This window comes from Mesorhizobium tamadayense (assembly GCF_003863365.1).
In the GTDB taxonomy this organism is placed as follows: Bacteria; Pseudomonadota; Alphaproteobacteria; order Rhizobiales; family Rhizobiaceae; genus Mesorhizobium; species Mesorhizobium tamadayense.
In genome coordinates this window covers 159,367-181,757 of record NZ_RQXT01000004.1, presented here as the reverse complement: position 1 = coordinate 181,757, position 22,391 = coordinate 159,367, and the positions used below count along the sequence as shown (strand labels likewise).

The 22,391-nt window shown below is 63.4% G+C and carries 17 protein-coding genes; 7 read left to right on the top strand and 10 right to left on the bottom strand.

Annotated elements, in window-relative coordinates:
* Window positions 1–19: 19 nt before the first annotated feature.
* The 3 genes from EH240_RS05395 to EH240_RS05385 form a co-directional block, all read right to left on the bottom strand.
* Window positions 20–2,368 carry a sulfatase-like hydrolase/transferase gene (locus EH240_RS05395; protein WP_167483926.1) on the bottom strand — a complete coding sequence of 783 codons (2,349 nt, stop codon included), beginning with the start codon at window positions 2,366–2,368 and terminating at the stop codon, window positions 20–22.
* A gap of 332 nt (window positions 2,369–2,700) precedes the next feature.
* Window positions 2,701–3,441, bottom strand: a complete 741-nt coding sequence (locus EH240_RS05390; RefSeq protein ID WP_124996374.1) for a hypothetical protein — start codon at window positions 3,439–3,441, stop codon at window positions 2,701–2,703.
* 140 nt (window positions 3,442–3,581) lie between these two features.
* Window positions 3,582–4,097, bottom strand: coding sequence for a hypothetical protein (locus tag EH240_RS05385; RefSeq protein ID WP_245435835.1), 516 nt, complete (start codon window positions 4,095–4,097; stop codon window positions 3,582–3,584).
* A gap of 231 nt (window positions 4,098–4,328) precedes the next feature.
* Here EH240_RS05385 and EH240_RS05380 point away from each other — a divergent pair, with 231 nt between their 5' ends.
* Both EH240_RS05380 and EH240_RS05375 read left to right on the top strand, forming a co-directional pair.
* Window positions 4,329–7,025: a DUF6212 domain-containing protein gene (locus EH240_RS05380; RefSeq protein WP_124996373.1), complete on the top strand. Its 2,697-nt coding sequence runs from the start codon at window positions 4,329–4,331 to the stop codon at window positions 7,023–7,025.
* Window positions 7,026–7,189: 164 nt separating this feature from the next.
* On the top strand, window positions 7,190–7,480 hold the full coding sequence (locus EH240_RS05375) for a hypothetical protein (RefSeq protein ID WP_124996372.1): 291 nt from the start codon (window positions 7,190–7,192) through the stop codon (window positions 7,478–7,480).
* 36 nt (window positions 7,481–7,516) lie between these two features.
* Here the strand turns inward: EH240_RS05375 and EH240_RS05370 are convergent, their stop codons facing one another.
* Complete coding sequence (locus EH240_RS05370) at window positions 7,517–8,530, bottom strand: glycosyltransferase family 2 protein (protein ID WP_124996371.1); 1,014 nt, start codon at window positions 8,528–8,530, stop codon at window positions 7,517–7,519.
* A 134-nt stretch (window positions 8,531–8,664) separates the two neighbouring features.
* Here EH240_RS05370 and EH240_RS05365 point away from each other — a divergent pair, with 134 nt between their 5' ends.
* Both EH240_RS05365 and EH240_RS05360 read left to right on the top strand, forming a co-directional pair.
* Window positions 8,665–11,973 carry a DUF6212 domain-containing protein gene (locus EH240_RS05365; protein ID WP_124996370.1) on the top strand — a complete coding sequence of 1,103 codons (3,309 nt, stop codon included), beginning with the start codon at window positions 8,665–8,667 and terminating at the stop codon, window positions 11,971–11,973.
* 90 nt (window positions 11,974–12,063) lie between these two features.
* The gene (locus EH240_RS05360) at window positions 12,064–12,843 is read left to right on the top strand and encodes an OmpA family protein (protein WP_167483925.1); all 780 of its coding nucleotides are present in this window, start codon (window positions 12,064–12,066) and stop codon (window positions 12,841–12,843) included.
* Window positions 12,844–12,891: 48 nt separating this feature from the next.
* Here the strand turns inward: EH240_RS05360 and EH240_RS05355 are convergent, their stop codons facing one another.
* Window positions 12,892–13,722: an AraC family transcriptional regulator gene (locus EH240_RS05355; RefSeq protein WP_124996368.1), complete on the bottom strand. Its 831-nt coding sequence runs from the start codon at window positions 13,720–13,722 to the stop codon at window positions 12,892–12,894.
* A 100-nt stretch (window positions 13,723–13,822) separates the two neighbouring features.
* Between EH240_RS05355 and EH240_RS05350 the strand changes: the two genes are divergently transcribed.
* From EH240_RS05350 to EH240_RS05340, 3 genes are all read left to right on the top strand, one after another.
* Window positions 13,823–15,001, top strand: a complete 1,179-nt coding sequence (locus EH240_RS05350) for an amidohydrolase (protein WP_124996367.1) — start codon at window positions 13,823–13,825, stop codon at window positions 14,999–15,001.
* Window positions 15,002–15,119: 118 nt separating this feature from the next.
* A complete protein-coding gene (locus tag EH240_RS05345) occupies window positions 15,120–15,584 on the top strand; it encodes a hypothetical protein (protein ID WP_124996366.1) in 465 nt (154 codons plus the stop codon).
* Between the two features lie 4 nt (window positions 15,585–15,588).
* Window positions 15,589–16,749, top strand: coding sequence for an ATP-grasp domain-containing protein (locus EH240_RS05340; protein ID WP_124996365.1), 1,161 nt, complete (start codon window positions 15,589–15,591; stop codon window positions 16,747–16,749).
* 435 nt (window positions 16,750–17,184) lie between these two features.
* On the opposite strand, the gene EH240_RS05330 is transcribed toward EH240_RS05340, so the two are convergent.
* Genes EH240_RS05330 through EH240_RS05310 form a run of 5 tightly spaced genes read right to left on the bottom strand, consistent with a single transcriptional unit; the run spans window position 17,185 to window position 22,391 of the window.
* Window positions 17,185–18,186 carry a Rieske 2Fe-2S domain-containing protein gene (locus EH240_RS05330; protein WP_124996364.1) on the bottom strand — a complete coding sequence of 334 codons (1,002 nt, stop codon included), beginning with the start codon at window positions 18,184–18,186 and terminating at the stop codon, window positions 17,185–17,187.
* Entirely contained in the window at window positions 18,183–19,328 is a 1,146-nt protein-coding gene (locus EH240_RS05325; RefSeq protein WP_245435834.1) for a GNAT family N-acetyltransferase, read from the bottom strand. Before EH240_RS05325 ends, EH240_RS05330 begins: the two co-directional genes overlap by 4 nt.
* The gene (locus tag EH240_RS05320) at window positions 19,325–20,581 is read right to left on the bottom strand and encodes a F390 synthetase-related protein (RefSeq protein ID WP_124996362.1); all 1,257 of its coding nucleotides are present in this window, start codon (window positions 20,579–20,581) and stop codon (window positions 19,325–19,327) included. Before EH240_RS05320 ends, EH240_RS05325 begins: the two co-directional genes overlap by 4 nt.
* Window positions 20,578–21,411, bottom strand: coding sequence for an MBL fold metallo-hydrolase (locus tag EH240_RS05315; protein WP_124996361.1), 834 nt, complete (start codon window positions 21,409–21,411; stop codon window positions 20,578–20,580). The genes EH240_RS05320 and EH240_RS05315 overlap by 4 nt, the downstream gene beginning before the upstream one ends.
* Window positions 21,408–22,391 (bottom strand): NAD-dependent epimerase/dehydratase family protein, encoded by a 984-nt coding sequence (locus tag EH240_RS05310; RefSeq protein WP_124996360.1) that lies wholly within the window; start codon window positions 22,389–22,391, stop codon window positions 21,408–21,410. Before EH240_RS05310 ends, EH240_RS05315 begins: the two co-directional genes overlap by 4 nt.

Genomic DNA, 22,391 nt, shown 5'->3' with positions numbered 1-22,391 from the left:
GCTGCCGCCGATGCCTGCCCTACATGCATCCTTCGATAAACGGTCCGCTGACCCAAAGAGAGCCGTTGGTGTACATGGCGGTCCCGCTGTCGTCGGTGTAGCCGTGGGATTGCTCGTCGACGTGCAGCTTGCCGTTGGGCACCAACTGCCCGTTCACCTTGATGCTCTTGATGAACAGGTTGCGATCGCCGGGTAAGCCGTCTCCGGCCCACTGGTCGTTGACATAGCGCACTTCGATCGATTTCGGGTTGGGCACGCCGCTGAGGTCGATGCGGAACGGCTGCGCGCCGATGGCCGCCTCCGTCAGTTCCGCCACGCGGGCTTCGGCCGTCGACGCTGCGCTGTGCTTGCCCTGGACGGCGATTTCGGCAAGACGTTTGCCGTCCGCGAAAACCTCGAAGTGAGGCGCCCCCTGGTAATCGGTGCCGGCCGCGTCGATCTCCAAGCTTGTGGCGCTGCAGTGCCCTGCGTCCTGGGCAGCGTTGCCGACAAGGGTGGCTACGCGCCGCTTTTGCGACTGCACCCATCCGGAGATCGGCTGCAGCAGGGTCGTTCGATCGCTCGAGCTCTCATTGAAAAGGTTCGTCCTTTCGCCGGGGTCGGCCTTGAGGTCGTATTCCTCGACCTTGCCGGTGGTGGCATTGAAAATCACCTTTCGATCATTCTCGCGATAGCCGAGCAAGGAGCCGGCCCAGGGATTGAAGAAGAAGGTCTTGTCTGGCCGTTGCTCGCTGAACAGGCTGCGTCCTTGCCACTGCTGCGGCAACGGCAATCCCAGTATATCCATGATCGTCGGAGCGACATCGATGATGCCGCCAACCGGATGCGCGACCTCGCCATGAAAAAGGTGCTTGTTGATCATGATCAGCGGGATGTGGACGTTCTCGTCGTAGATCGCGGTGGCATGGATGTAGTCGCCATGCTCGCCGAACGCCTCGCCATGATCGCCAAGGACGACGACCAGCGTCGAATCGAGCTTGCCGGACTGTTTCAGCGATTCAAGGATTTCACCGAACGCGGCATCGCCGACCTTCAAGGCGTTGAGATAGGCATTGAACTTTTCGTCATCGACGTAGCGCACCGGCCCAATGTCCTTGGCGGAAGGCACCATCTTCGAGAACATCGGGCTGCCGGTGATGTACGGATAATGGGTCATCGCCGTGAACATTATGCCGAAGAACGGCTTCTGCGAATCCTTGTTCATCCACTCGATGATCGACTGTGCGGTGCACAGATCGCTGTTGTAGTCCATGTTCTTCCACTGCTCGGAGCTGAGCTTGAAGGTCGGGGTGGCGCATTTCTGCCCCCGATAATCCTGGATGACGTCCAGTCCCTTGTTGAGCAGAAACTCGTCCACCCGCTGGAAACGGGAATCCGCGCTCCAGAAGAAGCCGGTGCGAAAATTGTGCCTGGACAGCGTGTTGGAGATCGTGTCCAGCGGCAGATACGGATATTTGGCGGTCATCCCATAGAATGAGATGTCGTTGTACATCGAGGTCAGCAACGAGAAGATCGAGTAGTGCGTGGAAGGCGCATGCGCATAGATCTTGTCGAACCGAATGGAACCGGCCGCATAGCTCTTTATGTTCGGCGTGACCGGATACTGGCCGCCAAAGGTCTCGACGTATTTCGACGGCACCGACTCCATCATGAAGATCAGCACGTTCTTGACCGGATTTGGTGCCGGCGCCTTAAAACTTGACGTTTCCGCCGGACGCTCCCCGACGCTGGCGACATCGGGATCATTGCTGGCGGCGCTCATCGCAAACGTCACCGGCGTCGAGCTGAACCACGCCGACTGAACGAAATACACGATCGGATTGTCGATCTTGGACGCCGGCAGCGCCTGGGCGCGCACATGATAGCCGCTGCCGGCCAGGCCTGCGCCAACGCCCAGAACCAACGCGACGAGAAACGCTTTGCGACCCGCGGAACTCAGCCGCTGGCACAACCTGCCTGCAGCGTAACCGAGGACCAGCACCAGAATGATGGACCCGAAAAGGATCGCTGCATCCCTAACGTTGAGGGCGTCGCCCATCGCGCTTTTGGCGTCGGCATTCTGCAAAAAGTCACCATAGACCAGCCACTGGAAGGTAAACGGCTCGCCCAGCATCTTGACAAGGTTGATATTGGCAAAGCCCCAGGCCAGCGACACGGCGACGACGAGATAGAAAAGCAAGACGATCGCCGCGGATGCGAGCCGGCTTGGCTTTGCGAGGAAGAGCAGGACCAGCGTTGCCGCCGTCAGCGATGCGATAAGGATCAGGTCGTAATAGCTCGCCGCCAATCCCGCAGGGATGGACGCCAGAACACCCTGAAATGCCGGTTGCGGATCGACGATGACGCCGCGGTAGATCCCTAGCAGCAACCACGACACCAGGCTCGTGCAAACAATGCGCGGGGATAGGCGTCGGAAGCGCAGGTCCCGCGCCGATGCCGGCTTCGTCCTCGATCTCGTGTGGCCGCCTTCAGATCGGCTCGCCGATCCCGTACTGCCGCCGATACTCATGCAATTGCCCGCCGCCAGCTTGCGCTCCGGCCGGAAACCACAGCCGACAGCTTTCAAACCCCCGCCGCAGAATCAGCCTGGGCTAAAAAAGAGTCAACAAAATCAAATGTGCGTTAACCATGTCTCTTCAGAACTGGTTAACCGAACCTATTGAACGACAATGGGTTTGCCGATTGGCGGCGGGTGAAACGTCAGCCGAACGCATACAGGTCGTCCGTCGAGGCGGCCCTGAAATAGGTCACGAATTCCCAGTAATTCTCGATGCGGTCGACGAAGGGCCGCTGCGGCGGTTTCAGGATCTCGGTCCGGAAATGGTCCAGGCGCTGGGAGCCGCCGAGATAGGCAATGATCGCATTGCCAACCAGCGGATCGGCGATGTCGCTGTAGTGGATCGGGAAATACGGCTGCCGGGTCTCGAACAGCACGGATCTGATCTTTGCGCGAAACAGGTTGAGCTCGCGCAGAAACCCGTTGAACCGGTCTATGTCGAAATACACCTTCTTCCTGGGGCTGTCGGCTGGGGCCGGATCGGCGGCGTGGACCATCCATATTCCGGATGCTTCCGCTTCGAGCAGCGAGACGAAGGACGCGATCGGGTTCCTGACGAGCCAAAGCTTCTTGACGCTTTCGTCTTCCAGCACGGGCAGCATGGCCGGGCGCGTCTGGTCGGGAAATATGTGAAATCCGACAAAGCGGGCCGACGGATCGTCGAAAATCCGCGCGATGAACCGCTCCGGCTCGGCATCTCGCAGATCGACCCGCTCGCGCGGCAGATCGATCTTCTCGTGGTAGTCAGGGCGCAAACCGACAAAGTTCGGATTGAAAACTTCGCCGTGCATGACCATCCCGTCATACTGGTTGAGATGGCGATTGAGCGCTTGAGAGCCGGTTCTTGGCGAAGCGATCAGCACGAACTTTTGGCAAGACTGCATTCGCCCACGCCCAACAGGATGAAGACACGCCCGAAGATACACAAATGAGCTTTTGGTTCAAATGCGAGCGGCCGTGTGAATCGATGACGGCGGGCGCATGGCACCCGCCGTCATCGCTACCAGAGCACCAGCTTCGAGTATCAGCCGCCGCGCAGGCGCGTCGGGCTCAGGCTCGCAATGGTCAAACGCTGCGCGGACGGACAAGTCGGGAGGAAGCGGCTCGCATCCGCGTATGTCATGGTCGCTATGGAGTTCTTCAGCCCACCGCGCTTGGCGATCCATCCGCGGACCCAGCCGGGATAGTTCTTCATCATGAAGTTCGCGGCGACCTGATTGCCGCGCGCTCCGGCGCCATAGGGCAAATGGAAGCCGAACGATGCGTTGCGCGTGACGCACATCTTGCTCCTGGGCATCGACAGATAGAGCGTGCAGGCCGAGTCGCACGCGCCATTGAACCGCACGAAACCGCCACTGCGCTGCAGCTTCAAGGCACGGATGGCATAGTCGATCACATAGCCGCCGCGATCGCCGCTGATCGTCTTGACGTTGGCGGTGCCGAGATTGACGCGCGGACGCAGCAACTCCCCTGCCGAGCCCGCCGAAACCATCGCGCCCATCAAACCGAGCGCAGCGATAAACTTCACCGTCGTTTTCATTTGCGCCTCCTGATATGCCGTGAACGATTAGCCGGGAGGCGTAAAGATTGGTTATGCCGCGTCGATAAACTTGTAACAGTCGGTTGATTGCACAGCCTTTTTAGGAACTGCTTGATTGCCTTGGTTTACCAATGGCGCAGAAGGATGATCACTGAAAAGTAAATCCGGCGCGGCGAGAAGGCAGGGAGCGCGCAAAAAATTGTTAGCGGAGTTGGGTTAAGGGAAGCTGCAATGGCGGTCGAGAGCAAGCTGAACAAGCCGTTGGGACCGGATGGCGGGCGTCGCCGCATCTGCGTGGTGACGCAAGCTATCCGGCGCGACGCCGACATCGACGACACCACGGCGCCCGGCGAGCTTGCCAGGCTCTTCGCCGAAAACGGAGACGACGTGACCCTGTTGTGGGTCGCCGGCCGGGACGCGCCATCCACGGACGAGGCGGCGGCGCATCGGGCTGAGTTCGAGGCCGCCTCGGTCAAGCTGGAGGTTCTCGACAGGTCCGATCAGCTGCTTCCCTCGCTGACGACGCCCGAGAGCCGCTCCGCGGCGCTGCTGCATTATCTCGAACGGTCCAATCACGATCTGGTCTATGCGCCCCTCGAGGGCGGATTGGCTTATTACACGCTGCTGGCGGCCGAAACCGCGGCCTTTGCACCTCCGCCGATCATTGTCTTCGCCCACGCCCCGGAAGAGTGGGTGCACGAAGCCGACAAGGCCTTGATGGAAAGCATCGAGGCGATCGCCATCGCCTATATGGAAAGATATTGCGCCGAGATGGCCGACAGGACGATCTGTGCCTCCGCCACGCTGCGCAGGTGGATGCTGTCGAAAGGCTGGAAGGTCCGCAAGGCGGCAGTGATGCCGATGTTGCCGCTGTCAGCCGGCATCGGCCGGGCCGGCGCGCAGCCGGCGCCCAGACGCGAGAACGCTCGGGAACTCGCCGTCTTCTCCGGAGCGCGGTTTCGCGATGGCCTGACGCTGCTTTGCGATGCGCTGGACCTGCTCGCGCCGTCGGCGCCCGCAGGACTGACCGTTACGGCATTCGCTCCGTTCGGAAAGATCATGGGCGAGCACAGCGGCGGACTGCTTGTGCGCCGCGCCGAGAAATGGCCGTTCAAGCTCAAGCTTTTGCCCGCCGCGGATCTCAATGCAAAGCTCGACTATGTCGAGCGCCACGGCGCCCTGGCGGTCATACCCTCGCTCGCCGCGTCGACCGGCGCCGCCGTCGCCGCATGCATCGCCGCAGGGCTGCCATTCCTGGCTACCAATGTCGGCGCCAATGCCGAGACATGGGACGCAGAGACGAGGCAACCTCAATTGGCCGAGCCCGAAGCCGGCCAGTTGGCCCGGTCGGTCCTTGCCGCTCTCGACGAGCCGCCACGGCCGCGACGGATCGACATGCTTGGCCGGTGCCGGCAGGCCTGGCTGGACACGCGCGATGCGTCGCCGCCGGCGCGGAAAAAACGCCGGCAGGCCCCGACATCGCCGCTGGTGTCGATCGTCATGGCCCATCGCAATCGGCCGCTCTTTCTGAAACAGGCGATCGCGGCGATCGAGGCGCAAACCTACGACAGGCTCGAGCTGGTGTTGGTCGATGACGGCAGCGACCAGGATGAAGCAAGGCGATTGCTGGATGCGCTGGCGCCGACGTTCCGCCAGCGCGGCTGGCGCATCTTGCGCCGGCCACACAAGCATCTTGGCGCCGCGCGAAATGCAGGCGTGCGCGCCGCGCGCGGCGAACTCATCCTGTTCGTGGATGACGACAACGCGCTTTTTCCGGAGGCCGTCGACCATTTCGTCCGCGCCATGGCGGCATCGGGTGCCGACATCTGCACCGCGTTCCAACTGATCTTCTATGAGGATTTCGTTCCCGCGGACCGGGCCGACGGGCTGATCCAGTATCTGCCGCTCGGCGGTCCCGACGCACTTGGCCTGATCCACAATGTCTACGGCGACGCCAATGCGATGATGCGCCGGGGGGTCTTCTCCCAGATCGGGTTTCTGACCGAAGAGCCTGGTTATGCGATGCACGACTGGGAATTCTTTGCGCGAGCTTCGCTTGCCGGGCTGAAGATCAGGCCAATTCCAAAGCCGCTTTACTGGTACCGCTCGAAACCGGACGGAATGTTCCGCACCTCGAACTGGTACGACAACCGCCGCCCGGTCATCGAGACGTTCGGGTCGCACCGGTTCGACGATGCTCGCTCGCTCTATCAATTGGCCATCGCCCAGAACACGGCGCGGTCCGAAATCGACAGCGCACGCGAGAACCTGAGATACATTCCCGCCTACCGAAAGTATCTCGAGCTCTGCGATCTCGAACCGAACAGCGATGCAGCCGTCGAGAGACTTGCTGCTATCGCCTCCTCGACCGGTCGCCCCGATACAGCGGCGATCTTGCTTGAACGGGCCCCCGCCAAAACAGGTGAAGATGCCGCCGAAGAGGTTGAATGGGCCGGCGGTTCGCGCAGTCTCGCCTATCAAGCGCTAAAGAGCGCCAGGCTGCTCACATCGCGCGTCTCGGATCTTCCGCTGCTTCTCGTGGCGCGAGATGGCGGGGGGATATTCCTGCGCCCGCATGCGGAAGGCTCAGTCGCCGCATCGCTCGATCATCAATTTCCGCCGTTCTTCCGCAGGCTGGAGGCAACAGTCGAAGTCGCGCATGCCGACGCGCCGGCAATCGACTTCGGCCTGGCTCTCGCCCGCCCCGACCAGATCATAGACTGGCAGCGCGATACCGCGGCGCAGACGATCGTCTTTTCGGGCTGGACGACCGTGCGGGACAAGTTCGCGCGCCACACCTTGACGGTGGCGCTGCGCGCGCGCCGCAAGATGCCGCTTTCGATCGTTGTCGCGGTTCGCTTCGCCGGAATGCCCAATGGTTTTCCGACCAATGCCTTCTTCAGAAAACTGATGCTTTTCAGCGACTAAGCGCGGCCCCCAACGGGCGGACGCGGCCGTGGTTTAGGTTAACCGCGGCGGGCTCCCAACAAGCCTCTCGGCGTCATAGAGCGTTATGCCGTTATGGTTGACAAATTGCTAACAAACTAATATTATCAAGAAGCTATGGGGTGTATAGAGGACGGGGGTTTGTTATGCGTAAGGTCCAATCGCTACTTTTGGGTGGGCTTAGCCTGCTTGGGTTGAGTGTCGCGTTTTCCAACGTGGCTCAGGCGCAGATTGAGGTTGCTCCGGTCAAGGAAGCAGAGCTCGCCTGCGAGCAGGCTCTCAAGATCGGCACAATCGAGGCGCTCGAGGATTATCTGCACCGATATCCGAATGCGCCGACGGCTTGCAAAGCGCTGGCCCTCAACAGCCTGTCGCAGTTTGCGGCGGACGGCGGCGACGGCCCTGGTGGAGATGGCGGCGGTCGCTACGGCGGATAACGCCGGCCGCACCTTCCGGCACAGTAAATCGTCAGATCAGGTGGCCGCGGTTTCGTGTAACCGCGGCTTAGCCGTTTTTGCGACGTATTGGGCGTAGCGGTGCGAGGATTTCATCCAGCCGAGTTCCACGAGTTGCCCGCTCTCGCCACGGTAGCGGACAGACCGATCATTGCGCAGCGACAATTTCGGATTGCGCTCCAGGGCCTCCACATAGGCGGCGCGCTCCTCGAGCGTCTTTTCCTTGAGCTGCGCGTTCTCGCCCAAAGAGGACGCCGATTTCTGCTGGAAGCCCCAGACAAATTTGAAGTGCAACAGAGCGACGCGGAGCTCGCTGAACCGCACCTTGCTGAGAGTGTGCTGCGCCGCATGGTAGTGTGTGCCCCTGCTCCACCGCACGATCGGCACCTTGGTCAGGCACGGCGGAAAGGTCTGCTTGAAGCGGCCATGCCAGAAGGCGCGCTCCCGCACCCCGCCGAACATCTGCTCGGGAGGATAAAGGCCGTCCCGCGCGCGCAACCATCCCGGCTCCGGGTCGAAATAGGGGGAAGCATCGACGAGTGGGATCCTGCCGTCGTAGCTGCATTCTGCCAACGGGCCGTCGGCATACATGTCGATCATGGATCCGATCACCGCTTCGGCGCCGGTCGAATCGAAATAACCGAAAAGCCGGCGCAGGTTCACGCGCTCGAAATCGGGATAGACGAGAAGTTCGTCGGCATCGACGGACAGGCACCAGTGGCCGGAACCGAACACGCGCATCAACGTGTTGATCCATCGCGGCGGGGTGATGTTCTCGGCGAAATGCGACCCTTCGGTATGGAAGCAATGGCTGTCCGGCTGCTCCAGGATCAGCTCTCTCGTCCCGTCCGTCGAGCCGTTGTCAAGAAAGAAGAACCGGTCGACCCCGAGCCCGCGATAGTGCTCGAGAAGATGCGGCAGCAACGTCGCCTCGTTGCGCAGCGCGACAAAGCACAGGATCTCGTCCTTGCTCACGTCGATCGGCCGATCGTCCAGCCGTTCAAGGTGTTTTGGAGATCGATGGACAAGCATTTGAACGTCATCAATCCGGTTTGCGCGAGGAGCCTGGGCAGTCTTGCGATGATTATCCCGGTTAGACAATTATCAAAGTGTTATCCACCTGTTGGCAAGACTGCCCGCTGCGGCTGATGATCGAGGGGGACTGATTGAACGTTGGTTCGAAGACAGGCGCGATCTCTGCGGCCAAGCGGCAGTCAGGCCACAAACCCCGCAGGGTGTGTGTCGTTTCCGAAGTCGAGTTCGGCTCGACGGTGACCGCCGATCCAGGGTCGGCGACCTATGCGCTGGCGCAGCATCTGGCGAAAATCGGTGACACGGTCACACTGTTGTGGGTGCCGAGCCCGCTCGGCAGCCAGCCCGACGTGCAGGAAATCGACAGGCTCGCCAAATGGAGCTTCGACAATTTCCTCGTGCGGCTCGAACTGCTTCCGCCGTCACCCGAATTGCTGCGTGGCCTGGATTCCAGCGACAAGAATTCGGTGGCCGTCTACCACTACCTCAAGCAGAACCCGTTCGATGTCGTCTATTTTGCGCTTGAAGGCGGACTGGCGCATTTCCCCACAGTCGCCAAGCGCACGGGCGTCTTTGCCGATCCTCCCATCCTCGTGGTGCTCGCGCATGAGCCGCTCATGTGGGATCTGGAGGCCAATGCCAGGGCGATCGAACGCAAGGAGCAGATGACCGTCGCCCATATGGAAAGGACCTCCGCCGAGACCTGCGACCATCTTGTCGTTACGGGCCAGTCCCTGCTCGACTGGATGACGAAGGCGGGATGGAGAGTGCCGGCCAGCTACCACATCGCGACGCCGCTGGAGCCCGAGGAGTGGCGTTCGAACTTCGCCGTCGATCACGACCGGCCCCGGGAGAGGCCGGCAGGCGAAGTGGTTCATTTCTCGGGCACGGAGACGCGAAGCGGATTGACGCTGTTCTGCGACGCGCTGGATCGCCTGACCGAGAGTGGCGTGACGGACGTGGCCGTGACGATTATCGGCGCTTTTGGCCATGTGCTCGGCGAGCATTCGGGCGGCATGATCGTACGGCGCGCCCGGCAATGGCCGTTCAAGCTGAAGCTACTGCCCATCCGGGACGAGCCCGAGATATTCCGTTATCTGCGGCAGAGCCATGCGCTGGTGGCAATCACGCACTCGGCCGCGCAGCTCCCGCTGGATGTGGTGACGTGCCTTGACGAGGAGATCCCCTTCATCGCGACGGACGTCGGCAGCATACGCGGGCTCCTTCAGCCGAAATCCGCCGAGACGGTCATGATGCAGGCGTCCCCCTCCGCGATTGCGGCCAAGATCGCGTCCGTGCTGGAGGGTCCCTCATTCGGTCCGGCAAAGCCCTTGCATGACCGGGAAGCGCGCGAGAAGGTCTGGAGCAAGCTGCACGTCAAGCTCTGTCGGCACCCCGCCAAGGCCGCCGGCCCAAGCCGGAGCCGCAGCCGGCCGCCGCTCGTTTCGATCATCACGGCGCACTACAATCGGGCGCGGCTGTTGCCGCAGGCGATTGCATCGGTCCGGCGCCAGGACTACCCCAATATCGAATTGATCGTCGTCGACGACGGCAGCACGGATCCGGACGCAATTCGCCTGCTCAATGAAATCGAGCCCGAGTTCGAACAGCGCGGCTGGCGGATCATCCGGCAGAAGAACGGCTTCCTCGGCAAGGCGCGCAACAACGGAATTCGTAACGCGAAGGGGTCGTTGATCCTGTTCCTGGACGACGACAACGCGCTGTTCCCCAACGCAGTCAGCACGCTCGTTGCCGGCATGCAAAAGTCCGGCGCTGATATTTGCACGACGTTTGCCAAGTGGCTCAACGAGCCCTTCGTGCCGCCGGACACCAAGAGCGGCTATATGCTCTACTTCCCGGTCGGCGGCCCGCCGGACATCGCGCTGATCACCAACCCGTATGGCGATGCCAACGCAATGTTCCGGCGCGAAGTGTTCGACAAGATAGGCTACCTCAACGAGGAGCGCGGCTTTTCGGCGAGCGATTGGGAGTTCTTCCTGCGCGCCGATCTGGCGGGCCTGGAGATCGTCACTGTCCCGGAGCCGCTGTACTGGTACCGGTCTTCGCCGACGGGCATGAACCGCAATGCCGAGTGGCTGAGGAATCGCCGGCCGATCATCAATGTGTTCCGAAAGCACAAGTTCGCGCACACCGACATGTTCGTGCAGCTCGGTATCAGCTCGAACACTGCCGATCACGAGAAGGACCTCAACCTCTGGAACCTTGAACTGCGCGTCAAGGACGAACGGTATCTGCGGCTGAGCGCCGCTTCCCCTAACTCCGCAGACGCAATGCAGTTGCTGGCCGAGATCGCGGCGCGAGAAGGCAGGGCCGACACGGCAATTTCGCTTCTCGCCCATGCGGGACGGTCCGACTTCACGCTCGGCGTCGTCGAAATGCTCAACGCCGCCACTGAGGAAACAGTGCCGGAACTCCATTCTTCGTTCTACAGCGAGCGCTACCTCCCGGTTGAAGTCCTGCGCCGCGCTCATGTCGGCTCGCATCCGGATGCCGATGCGGATCTGCTGAGCTATGTCGAGCAATCGCCGGACCAGCTGTTTGTCCAGGCCGCCGGCAGCACCGTCTCGATGGCGCTGCTGAAGGGCGTCTGTCCGGCCGGGACAATCAGCGCGAGCTGCTGGGTCTATCTCGATGAGGCACTGACGGGACCCGCGCAGTTTCAGATCGCGATCGTGGACGCGGAAAACCAGACCTTCGAAAAGCTCGCTCGACTCCTCGAGGATGACGGAGGGAACGGCTGGGCCGATGTCAGCCGCCCGCACGAACCACGCGAAATCGCAACGGGCCTCAAATCGCCTGTTCCCGGCAGACGCGACCTGCTGCTCGCGGTCAGATGCGGCGGCAATCGGCCGGACGCACGGGTGCTCGGGGGCTTTTCTAGCATTCAGGTCCGAAATGTCGTTTCGACCGGCGGGAAGCACCCGCGCCTCAACGCGCCTCAAGAACGTCAACGCATGCGGCGGCTAACCGGCGAGGAGATGAAGCGGGCAGCGCTTGTGACGATCTATCCGTCCGAGTTGCCGGCACTGCTCGTCGCCGGGGACAATGGCGGCATCTTTTTGCGGCCGAGCGCCCATGGTCCAGTGGTCGCTTCCCTCAATTCCACATTTCCGGCCTTTGCCAGAAGCGTCGTCGCAACGGTGGAAATTGCGCACGAAGAGGCTTCCCCCTTCGAGTTCGCCATGGCGCTGGGCCGACCGGAAGACAGCCTGACATGGAAAAAAGATTCCCCGGTCGGCGCCCTGGCGTTCTCTGGGTGGACGCGGGTCTCGAAACCATTCGAGTTGCACGATTTGAAAGTTTCCGTCCGGGAGGTCGATCGCAAATGGCTGACCATCTATCTGGCCATCAAACTGCCGCGCGGTTCGAAACCGATGCCGTCCAACGCCTTCTGGCGCAAATTGCTGCTTGTGTGGGACTGATGTGCGGGAGCCGCCAATCGCGCGAACGTTACCTTTTTCAGGGGCGCGAAGTGCGGTAAAAACAGATCGAGCCAGCGCGGAATGGTGCCAATGAAAAGCATTGTCGGTCTTGTCCTGGGTCTTTTCGTCGTTGCCGTCAGCGGGGCATTCTTCACTGCGGCCGCCGCCCAGGAACGCGACGTCGGACCGAAATGCACCCAGTGGAACTCGTACCGCGTCCTGTTCAAAAAAGGCGACGGCAAGATTTCCGACGAGACAGCGAAAGGACTGGCGGCGTTCGTCAAGGATGCCGGACGGGATTGCGGCTACCGGCTCTACGCGACGGCCAGCAAGGAAGGCGCTTACGACAAAGCGGACAGCATTGCCGGCCGCAGGCTGAACGCAACAAGCGATTTTCTCAAAGCGCAGGGCGTCAAGCCCGAAATGGTGCTGGCGCTTTCTCATTGGGTCGACGATAGGGCCACCGACAAGAACCAGGCGCGGAGCGCCATCCTGTACACCTTGCCGAAGCAAGGGATCTCCTGCCGGCGGTATGAGAAGCGGAGCCCTGTCCAGGTCGCCCTCTTCTTCGACAGCAAATCCTCGGTGATTTCACAGCGGGTCAAAAGCGAACTCGAAAAATTCGCCGCCGGCATCAAAGATTCGCGTTGCAACGTGGAACTGACGGCAACGGCCGCCAAGGAAATCACGGGCGCCAAACCCGACAAGACGAACAAGGATCTCGCCAAGCAGCGGATCAAGGCAATCATGGACATTCTAACCGCAGCCGGTATCGACAGCGACCGGCTCATCGACACCAATGTCGAATATGTTGGCGACAGGAAGCCGAACACCGCCAAAAGTCGCCTGGCCACCGCGTCGCTGATGTAGCGCGCCTGCCGCTGGTTCCGGCCGGCACAACGTGCCGCGCGACAAATCTCACGCCGCGGCGCGCCATGCGCCGGGGGAAAGTCCCTTGATCGCCTTGAATACCCTGGTGAGATGGCTCTGGTCGGCGAAGCCCGTGGCCGCGGCGATCTCTGCCAGCGGCATGCCGGTCTTCATCAGTGCCGAGGCGGCGCGGACGCGGCGGTCGCGCAGATATTGGCCCGGCGTCATGCCGGCGGCGCGGTGGAAATCGCGGATGACCTGGAAGCGGGTGACGCCGGCCGCCGCCGCCAGATGCGCGAGGTCGAAACCGGCTGAAAGATCGGCGGCGATCAGCTCGCCATAAAGGCGGAAGCGCCGCGCCGTCTCCCCGCCGTCCGACGCGCGGTCGCGGTGCCTGCCGTCGCCGAAGCGCCTCACCAGATCGCGCAGCACCGCCAGCATCGCCGCTTCCTGTTCCAGTGCCTGTCCTGCCAGGCGATGCGCCCGCACGAAGGCCCGTGCTAGCTCAGGCACTTCCACGATCCCGCCGCTGAACATCGGCAATCCCGGCAGCTCCAGATCTTCGGCGATCTCGGCCATCAGGGCGGCGTCCGGATAGCATGTGCGGTAAGCCCAGCCGGCGGGAGCGCCCTTCTCGCCATCATGCGGCTCTTCCGGATTGACGATGATAATCGAGCCCGCCGGCGCGAAATGACTACGACTGCCGATGCGCAGCTTCTCGACGCCGGCCACCACGACGCCGAACACCCAGGTCGGGTGTGTGTGCAGCGCATAGGCGTGATCGCGGTAGCGGGCGGCCAGCATTTCGAGGCCGCCCAGGCCTTCATGCCGTGTCAGCTTTGCTGCTTCGCGTTCCCTTTGCTCGCCGGCATCGCTCATCTTTGAAGCCTCTCGAAAACCGCCCTGCCCGTCAATCCCGTTCAAGACTGGAGCCGATGACGCCGGCTAGATCGCCGCATTCGAAGGCGGAGACAGGACGATGCGGAAGAACGACAGGATAGCGGCGATCGTGCCGGAGGTGATCGGCTGGCGGCAGGCAATCCACGCCAATCCGGAGCTCGGTTTCGCCGAGCATGAAACGGCGACTTTCGTCGCGGCGAAGCTCGGAGAGTTCGGCCTGACCGTCCATACCGATGTCAGCGCCACCGCGGTGGTGGCGACGCTGACGAAAGGCGCGAGCGGCAAGGCGATCGCGCTGCGCGCAGAGCTCGACGCGCTGCCGATCAGGGAAGCAACAGACCTGGCCTATGCCTCGCGCAACGATGGCGTCATGCATGCATGCGGCCATGACGGCCATACCGCCATGCTGCTCGGCGCGGCGAAGCTGCTCGCCGAAAGCGAGGGCTTCGACGGCACGGTGGTGTTCGTCTTCCAGCCGGCCGAGGAGGTGCTGGGTGGCGGCAAGAAGATGATTGAGGACGGGCTGCTGAAGCGCTTTCCGGTCGACCAGGTTTTCGCCATCCACAACTGGCCGGGTTTCCCGGAGGGCCATATCGGCGTGCGCGCCGGGCCGCAGATGGCGGCGGTCGACGATTTCGAGATCGTCTTTCGCGGCGCAGGCTGCCATGCGGCCATGCCGCATCTGGGCGACGATCCGCTGCTGGCTGCGGCAAGCTTCGTCACCGCGATCCAGCGGCTGGTCTCCCGCAGCATCGATCCGTTGTCGCCGGCCGTGCTGTCGGTGACCCAGATCCATGGCGGCCGCTTCAACAATTTCGTGCCGGGCGAGGTGAAGGTCGAGGGCACCTGCCGCTTCTATGACCGCGCGCTGTCCGATCACTGCGCGGCCGAGATCGAGCGTGTGGCGCAGGCCACCGCCGCCGCGCACGGCGCCAGCGCCGAACTCACCTACAAGCGCGGCTATCCGCCGGTGGTGAACCCGGCAAATGGCGCGGCGCTCGCCGCCCTGGCCGGCGCGGACACAATAGGTGAGGAACGCATCTCAACTGAGTTCCAACCCAGCATGGGCTGCGAGGATTTTGCCTTCCTGCTGCAGGGCGTCGGCGACGGCGCCTATGTCTGGATCGGCGCCGGCGATGTCGGCCCGGGCGCCGGGCTGCATGGCGACCGCTTCGTCTTCAACGACGCGATCGTCCCGATCGGCATCCGCTTCTTCCTCAACGTCGTCCAGCGCGCGCTGCCGGTCGGCGTAAAGTAGTGGAATTGCCGAGCACAGGGAGCGACATTTCGGTTTCGGCCATCTGTATAGACGCTGTTTGACTTCGCGAAGCAGTCGCAAGATTGTCAATCATCGGCGTCGGATAGCCGAGTCGGCGGTGATCGCCCGTGAGCTTCTTACCATGTCGAAAATTTCCGCTGTAGCGCCGAGCCTGATCGTATTGCTTTTCGCGACGTGCGGCAGCTCGGCGTCCCTCGCCGATAGCGATTTCCTCAGAGTTTCCATCAAGTGTCCGGACCAACCCGGCAACGGCGCCCTAGAAACGATCAATGAGAACGCCGAAGGCAATCAGTCGAGAGTGTCGTACTTCTATAGCAACGGTCGTATGGAAAGGGTGGTCGTCGCGCATTCGGAAGACGGAACAGTTTTTTTCAAGGAACTGTTCGCGCTCGATCGAGCGACAAGCGAGACAACGAACAAAGCTCCGGCCTTTCACGGCTACGAAAACAGTGGCAAAGCGCTGTTTCGTTTCTACTGCTTTGCGGAGCCCGAGGCGAAGAAGCGCTATCTTGAACTCCTCCAAGCCAATCGAGACGTACTTCGGCAGCTGAAGGGCGGTTGATAGGGTGGCAGCGCCTGGCCAGACCGTGCTCATCACCGGAGCGCGCGCGCCGGTGGCGCTGCATCTGGCGCGCCTGCTTAGTGGCGCCGGCCGCCGGGTAATCCTGGCCGACACGCCGGCGCGCCCGATCGCCGCCGCGAGCAAGGCCTGCGCGCGCTACCATCGCCTGCCGCCACCGCGCTTCGAGCCGCAGGCCTATGCCGAGGCGATCGAGGCGCTGATCCGCGAAGAAGGCATAGAGTTCGTCATCCCGACCTGCGAGGAGGTTTTTTATCTCGCGCTGGCCTGGCACAGGCGAATCATGCCGGCACTGCTGTTCGCGCCCGGCATCGACGTGCTGGCGCAGGTGCACAACAAGCATGCCTTCATCCGGCTGGCCGAGCGGCTTGGCCTGGCAGTGCCGGAAACCACGCTGCTCAGTTCGTGCGACGATTTGGAAGCGGTGCGCAGCCGCTCGCGCGACTTGGTCTTCAAGCCGGTCTGGTCGCGCTTCGCCAGCCATGTGCTGGTGCGTCCGACGCCAGACTTTCTCGACGCCATCGCGCCCTCGCCTGCCATGCCGTGGGTGGCGCAGCGTTTCATCGGTGGCGACGAGATCAGCGCCTATGCGGTGGCGCGCCAAGGCAGGCTCAAGGCGCTGGCGCTCTACTATTCGCTCTACCGCGCCGGCAAGGGCGCCGGTATCTTCTTCGAGCCTGTTGAGGACCGGGCAGCGCGCGAGCTGGTCGAGCGCATCGTCGCCGGTACCGGATGGACTGGACAGATCTCCTTCGACCTGATGCGCGAGGCGGACGGAAAGGTGCTGCCGCTGGAGTGCAATCCGCGCGCCGTGAGCGGGCTGCATTTCTTCCGCGATCCGGAGGGGTTCGCGGATGCCGTGCTTGATGACGGACCGGAAGTCAGGCCGGACGTGACCTCACCGCAAACGGTGCGGCTTGCCATGTGGATCTACGGATTTCCGGCAGCTCTGCGCTCCGGCGGCCTAGACCGCTTTCGAAACGCCATGCGCGAGGGCCAGGAACTGCTCGACTGGCCGGGCGATCCGGCGCCGGTGAAAGCGCAGTGGCCTGCGCTCTCCGAGATCGCCGGCGTGGCATATCGCCAACGTATCAGCCTGCAGGCGGCGTCGACGCGCGATATCGAGTGGAACGGGCCCGATGATTGACGTTGGCGGGACAGCACCCCTCTCTGGCCTGCCGGGCCAGAGGGGGGGTGTGACGGAGTGAGGCGTAGCATTCTTCGACCCGCGAACCCCAATCAATGTACGATCTGCGGGCACCCGCTCGGCTACTGCTGGCCTATCGGTTTCACAGAGAGCTGCAGGCCCAACGCCTTGATGACAGCCAGCAGCGTGCTGAGGCGTGGATCACCGTTTCCGCTGAGCACTTCGTCGAGCGCTTCTGGCGTGACACCAGTCCCCTGCGCCCACGGACCGCGCCACATCGCGGAGAGCGCGTACGATCAGTGCGAGATCGCTATCCTCCAAAGCAGCCTCGATATATAGGACAGTCGATCTTCTGGAGTCTCTAAGCACTCGAGAATATCGAAGCGAGTGGTTTCAAGCGGCATTGTTACATCTCCTTGAACTCCAAATTTACACCTAAAGCTGGATCTGATGCACCCTCGGCTCACTCGCAGCCGGCGGCATCTTCCCTCCCATGATCGCCGCAATGTCGCGACGCAGGAAGTCGAGCGGGCCGATCACGGGTACAGCCTGCGGCGCGAAACGGGCGTTGTCGCTTGCCGATTTCAACACGCGCCGGTCCTGATGCAGCGCAATCGTGAAGAGCGGCTTGAAGGCGAGCGCCTTCAGTTCGCCGAGCAGGCCCTGACGCCGGCCGATCAGCCAGCCGATGCCCTCGACGATGCGCTCGTCGGCCTGGCGCAGGTGAAAGGTGGTGGCGAGCACCAGCCCGTCCTTGCCCCAATATTCGAGCTCGGCGATGCCGGGATGGCGGAAGCGGCCGATGGTTTTTGCCCGCTCGCCTTCCAGCAGCCGGCTGATCAGACCCTGCTGGCGATCCTCACCGATGTAGCACGCCTCGACCCAGCCCTCGCCGCCGCTCACTTCGACCCGCACCAGGTGGCGCTTCGAGGTCAGGCCGCGCAGCAGGCCCTTATGCGTGAAATGGGTGTGGGTGGCGTCGAGGATGTTCTCGGCCGCATCGATGACCGTCGACTGCGTCGATGAGCGCACCCGCCGCACGATGACGTTCTTGCCCTGCATGCAATGGAGGTAAGGTTCGTCCCGCGGCCTGCCGGAAGAGACGAAGACCACGCCGTCGCGCTCGATCGCAGCGTAGCGGCGGACCCGGTAACGCGGCATGGCGCCGACATGGCCGGGAATGGCGGTGCAGCGGCCTTCGCCGTCATAGCGCCAGCCATGATAGGGGCATTCGATCTCGCCGCCGACCACCTTGCCGGTCGAGAGCTCGACCAGCCGGTGCGGGCAGCGGTCGAACAGCGCGGCAATGCCTTGCGCCGAGCGGAACAGAACAACAGGCGCGCCATCGAACAGGATGCGCTTCGGCCGCTTGCCGATATCGGCCGAGAGCGCCACCGCCTGCCAGAAATCCTTGCCATGGTCCCGGCGCTCGCTCACAGTTTGAACCTCCTCAGCAAAGGGATACCGACCATCGCCAGCACGGTCTCCATGATGCGGATCGCCAGGCGTCGGCGGCGCGGAAGACGGCCGGCGTAGACGGCGTTGTACTCGATCGCGGCGACCGCGCCGCGCAGGCGCTTGAAGCGGGCGGCACCCGCGCTCATGTTGAAGAAAAGGCCGCGCGCCGTGGCGTGGTCCTGCCCCATCGCCATCACCATGCGGTAGAGCCCCTCGCCGAGCGGCAGGCCGGTGTCGTAGCCGACGATCGGCTGGGTGAGCGTGCCGCCATTCTCGAACAGGCCGGTGACCGCGACCAGCTCGCCGCCCGGCCGGCGCAGGCCGGCAAGGCTGATGATGCCGCGCCGATGCATTTCGGCGATGTAGCGGGCCGTGTAGTGCGGATTGAGCGGCGAGTATTTTTCCAGATAGAGCATGTTGTAGAGCGCTTCGGCGCGCGCATAGTCGGCCTCGGTGAAATCGGCATCGCCGACCCGCTCGAAATGCGTGGTGCCGAGCTGCTTACGGTCGCGCTTCAGGTTCTTTGTCATGGCGGGTGCCGCGCTGCGGTCGGCGAAGATGTAGATCTGCCGCGCCGCCAGCATGCGAAAGCCCTCCGCCTTCAGCGCGGCGATGCTCGTCGAATCGGCGATCTCATTCAGCGAGCGGATGACGATGGCACGACCAGGGAAGCGCGCGACCAGCGCCGAGCGGAGCGCAGCGATCGTCTGCCGGTCGAGCAGCGGCACCGGGTTGGTGGAATAGAGCCAGTTGTTCAGCTGAACCTGGTGATCGAGGCCGCTTGCCCTGACCAGCGGCGCGCAGGCGCTGATCAGTGCCTGAAGCGCGCGCCGCAGCAGAGGGTGGGCTGCGAAGTTGCGCGTCTCGTCGATGGCATAGTCGATATAGGCGCTGGACGGGCAGCAGATGTAGCAGTTCGGCGCCTCACCGGCGTCGTTGAGCGTCAGCGGATAGATCCGGCCCGCGACCTCGAAGGTCTCGACCCTGGTCGTCAGATTGGCGATAAGACCATCTACCGGTATCTCGTTGAAAAGCTCGACGAAAGCTTCGACCTGGGCCGGATTGTTTTCGACCCGGTCGGCCTGTTGGATCGGCCTTTCCATGACGGCCCCCCGGCTCATGCTTCTCGCTCCAGCCGGCATTCGACGCGGCGCAGTTTGCGGCTTGTCTCCAGCGGCAGCGGCGCACGAACCAGCGTGACGATGGCGGTCGCTCCTCGTCCCTCAAGCAGCGAGCGCATCGCCTGAAGTGCCGCTGTCGCGGCGTCGTCGGCAAGGCTGGGCGGAAGCCTCAGTTGGATGCCGTCCGGCGCGGTCTGGACGAGGCGAAAATCGTCGATGCGACGGTCGGCCTTGAGCACCGCATTGCGCAGCACATCCGGCGTGACGAGGATCGGGCCGCTCCCCGAAGCGAGCCGGAAGACGTCGTCCATGCGGCCGACGATCTCGTCGACGCAACGCAGCGGCGAGCCGCAGCGGCAAGGCTGCTTCGAAAGCCGCAGCAGGTCGTTCATGCGGTACCGCGCCATGATTTGCGTGCGGCGGCGAAAGGCGGTGACCAATGGTGTGACGAGGCCATCGCCGGCCGGCTCGAAGTCGAAAAGGACGGAGTCCTCGGCGAGGTGCAAGCCGCCCTGCCGGCAGGTCACGGCGAACAAGCCTTCGGTCGCCATGTAGATCTGGTCGAGCGGCAGCCGGAAGAAATCTTCGACGACGGGACGGTCGACCGGATCGAGCGTCTCGGCGGCGCAGAAAATGCGCTTCGGCTGAAGGTGGAAGCCCTCAGTAGCGAAATGCCTGAGCACCTTCGGCGGCGCGATGATCAGAGTAGGATCGAAGGCTTTGAGCGCTTCGCGCCAATTTTCCGGCCCGAGCGCCAAGTCGAAGAAGGCGAGCTCGATCAGCCGCGATTTGCGGGCGCTGTCGTAGAGCCCGGTGCTCTGCGGCAGGATGACGGCGACGCGCATGCCACGCCACAAAAGGTCGGGCGCCGCCTTGGCGAGGATCGCGCCCAGCCAGCGGTATTTCTCCGCCTCCGAGATCACGAACAGGCCGCGATTGCCGGACGTGCCGGTGCTTGCGCCCACGGTGAGCGATCCGACCCGGCCATCGCGTGCCAGCGCCGCCCAGGCCTCAGTGGCGGTCAGGCCATAGATGTTGAAATCCTCGAACCGCGCCATCAGCAGCGCCTTGTCGGTGACCGGCAGGTCGGCGAGACGGGCCGGCGCCTCGCCGTAAAAAGGCGCGCGCGGCAGGTCGCGGTCGAGGAAGCGACGCAAGGCCGCCGCCTGCCAGCGCTCGAAGTCGGCGCGGCTCTTGCGCAATACCCAGCGCGTCAGTGCGAAGGATCCGACCGCTTCGGCCAGAGCGTTCATCCGGCCTCCGGATGGATCGTCGCGAAATCATAGGATGTCGGCGCAGGATTGTGGCAGAGCATCACCTCGCCGCCGGCGGTGAGGAAGCGCCGCAGCATCTCACTCGTCGGCTCGATCGCCGCGGCATCCTCGGCGATCAGCGTGGCCGGGAAACCGGGCGTGCGGTTTTGGGTCAAGGCGGCGAGCAGCCACTGCGCATCGACGGCGTAGAGCAGCTTCCGATCGAGACCAGTGAACAGCAGGCCGAACTGGCCGTCGGCATGACCGGGCAGATCGACCGCGATCACGCTGCCGTCGCCGAAGAGATCGGCGCCGCCGGGATTGCCATCGCGTGCGGCAATCGGCGGCTTGGAGGATAGGCCGTCCAGGCGCGCTTCGAAGTCGGCCGGAAAAAGCTCGGTGAAGACGCCGTGCTGCAAATTCTGCCGCGGCCTGCGCGCCTTGACCCGCGCCCAGGCGGCGTCGCTGGCGATGAAGCGCGCGTTGCGAAACAGCGACAGGCCGGAAATGTGGTCGGCATGGAAATGGGTGACGATGACGGTGCGGACATCGTCAGGCGACAGGCCGAAATGCGAAAGCACCGGCAAGACCTGTTCGGCGGCGTTGAGCTCGGGTTTCAGCAGTGCGCCATAGAGGCGCAGCATCCGGCCGCGCCGCTCGCCGGAGAGCGCTTCCGGCGTGTAGCCGGTATCGACCAGCGACGGCCCGGCGGTCGGGTGAAAGAACAGCCCGTAACGGACCCGCAGCCTGACAATTTGCCAGCCGCCGCCGCGCAGGATCAGCCGCTCGGCGGCACTGACCCAGGCGCTGTTGGCGAAGACAATTCTCATGCCGGACGTCCGCCGGCGAAGGTGCGGTCGAGTCCCTCCTCGAAAGAGATTTTTGGCGTCCAGCCGAGCACGCGTCTCGCCATGGAGAGATCCAGGCTCTGGGCATAGGCGAAGAGGCCGAGCCCGTAGCGGGTGACCGGTGGCTCGGGCCGGCCGGGCAGCCGGATAGCGACTGCCTCCATCAGGCCGGCCGCAAGCATAGCCGGCAGCAAAGGCATCGGCCGCCAGCGCACTGTGAGACCGGCGCGGGCGCAGGCCTCGTCGGCGATGCGGCGCACCGGCAAAACCTCGCCGCCGGAGATGTTGAAGATCTGGCCTTCGGCTTCCTTGGGCGCCGCGAGCGCGGCCATGACCGCATCGACGACATCGTCGACATGGGTGAGATCGATCGCAGCCCGGCCGCCGCGAAACAGCGGCAGCGGCCGGCTTTTCGCCGCCTTGATGAGGCGCGGCAGCAAGGCGCGGTCGCCGGCGCCGTAAATGCCACGTGGCCTCAGCACCACTGGATGGACCGCAGGCGCGGCAAGCACGAGCTTCTCCGCCTCGCGCTTGGTGCGGGCATAATGGTTGACAGGGTCGGGCAAAGCCATGTCCTCGGTCAGGCCGAGCTGGTCGCGAAAGGCAAAGCAGACGGACGGGCTGGAGATCTGCACGAAGCGGCTGATCCCTTGCCGCGTCGCGAAGTTGAGGAGGTTCCGCGTCGCCGCGACATTGGCTGCCACGAAATCCTGCAGCCGGCCGAAAGGCGAAGACAGCGCGGCGCAGTGGATGATCCTTCCTACCTTGCCGAGGCGCAGATCGAGCTCCGAGCTCAGCGGCTGCCCCAGGTCTTGGCGGATCACGGCGTGACCTGCCCGTTCCAGCGCATCGCAACGTTCGGGGTCACGGCCGAGGCTGAGTGCGGGCGCGCCCGTTGCCGCCAGCCGCTCGAGCACATGGGAGCCCAAAAAACCACTGGCGCCGGTGACGAGCACGACCAT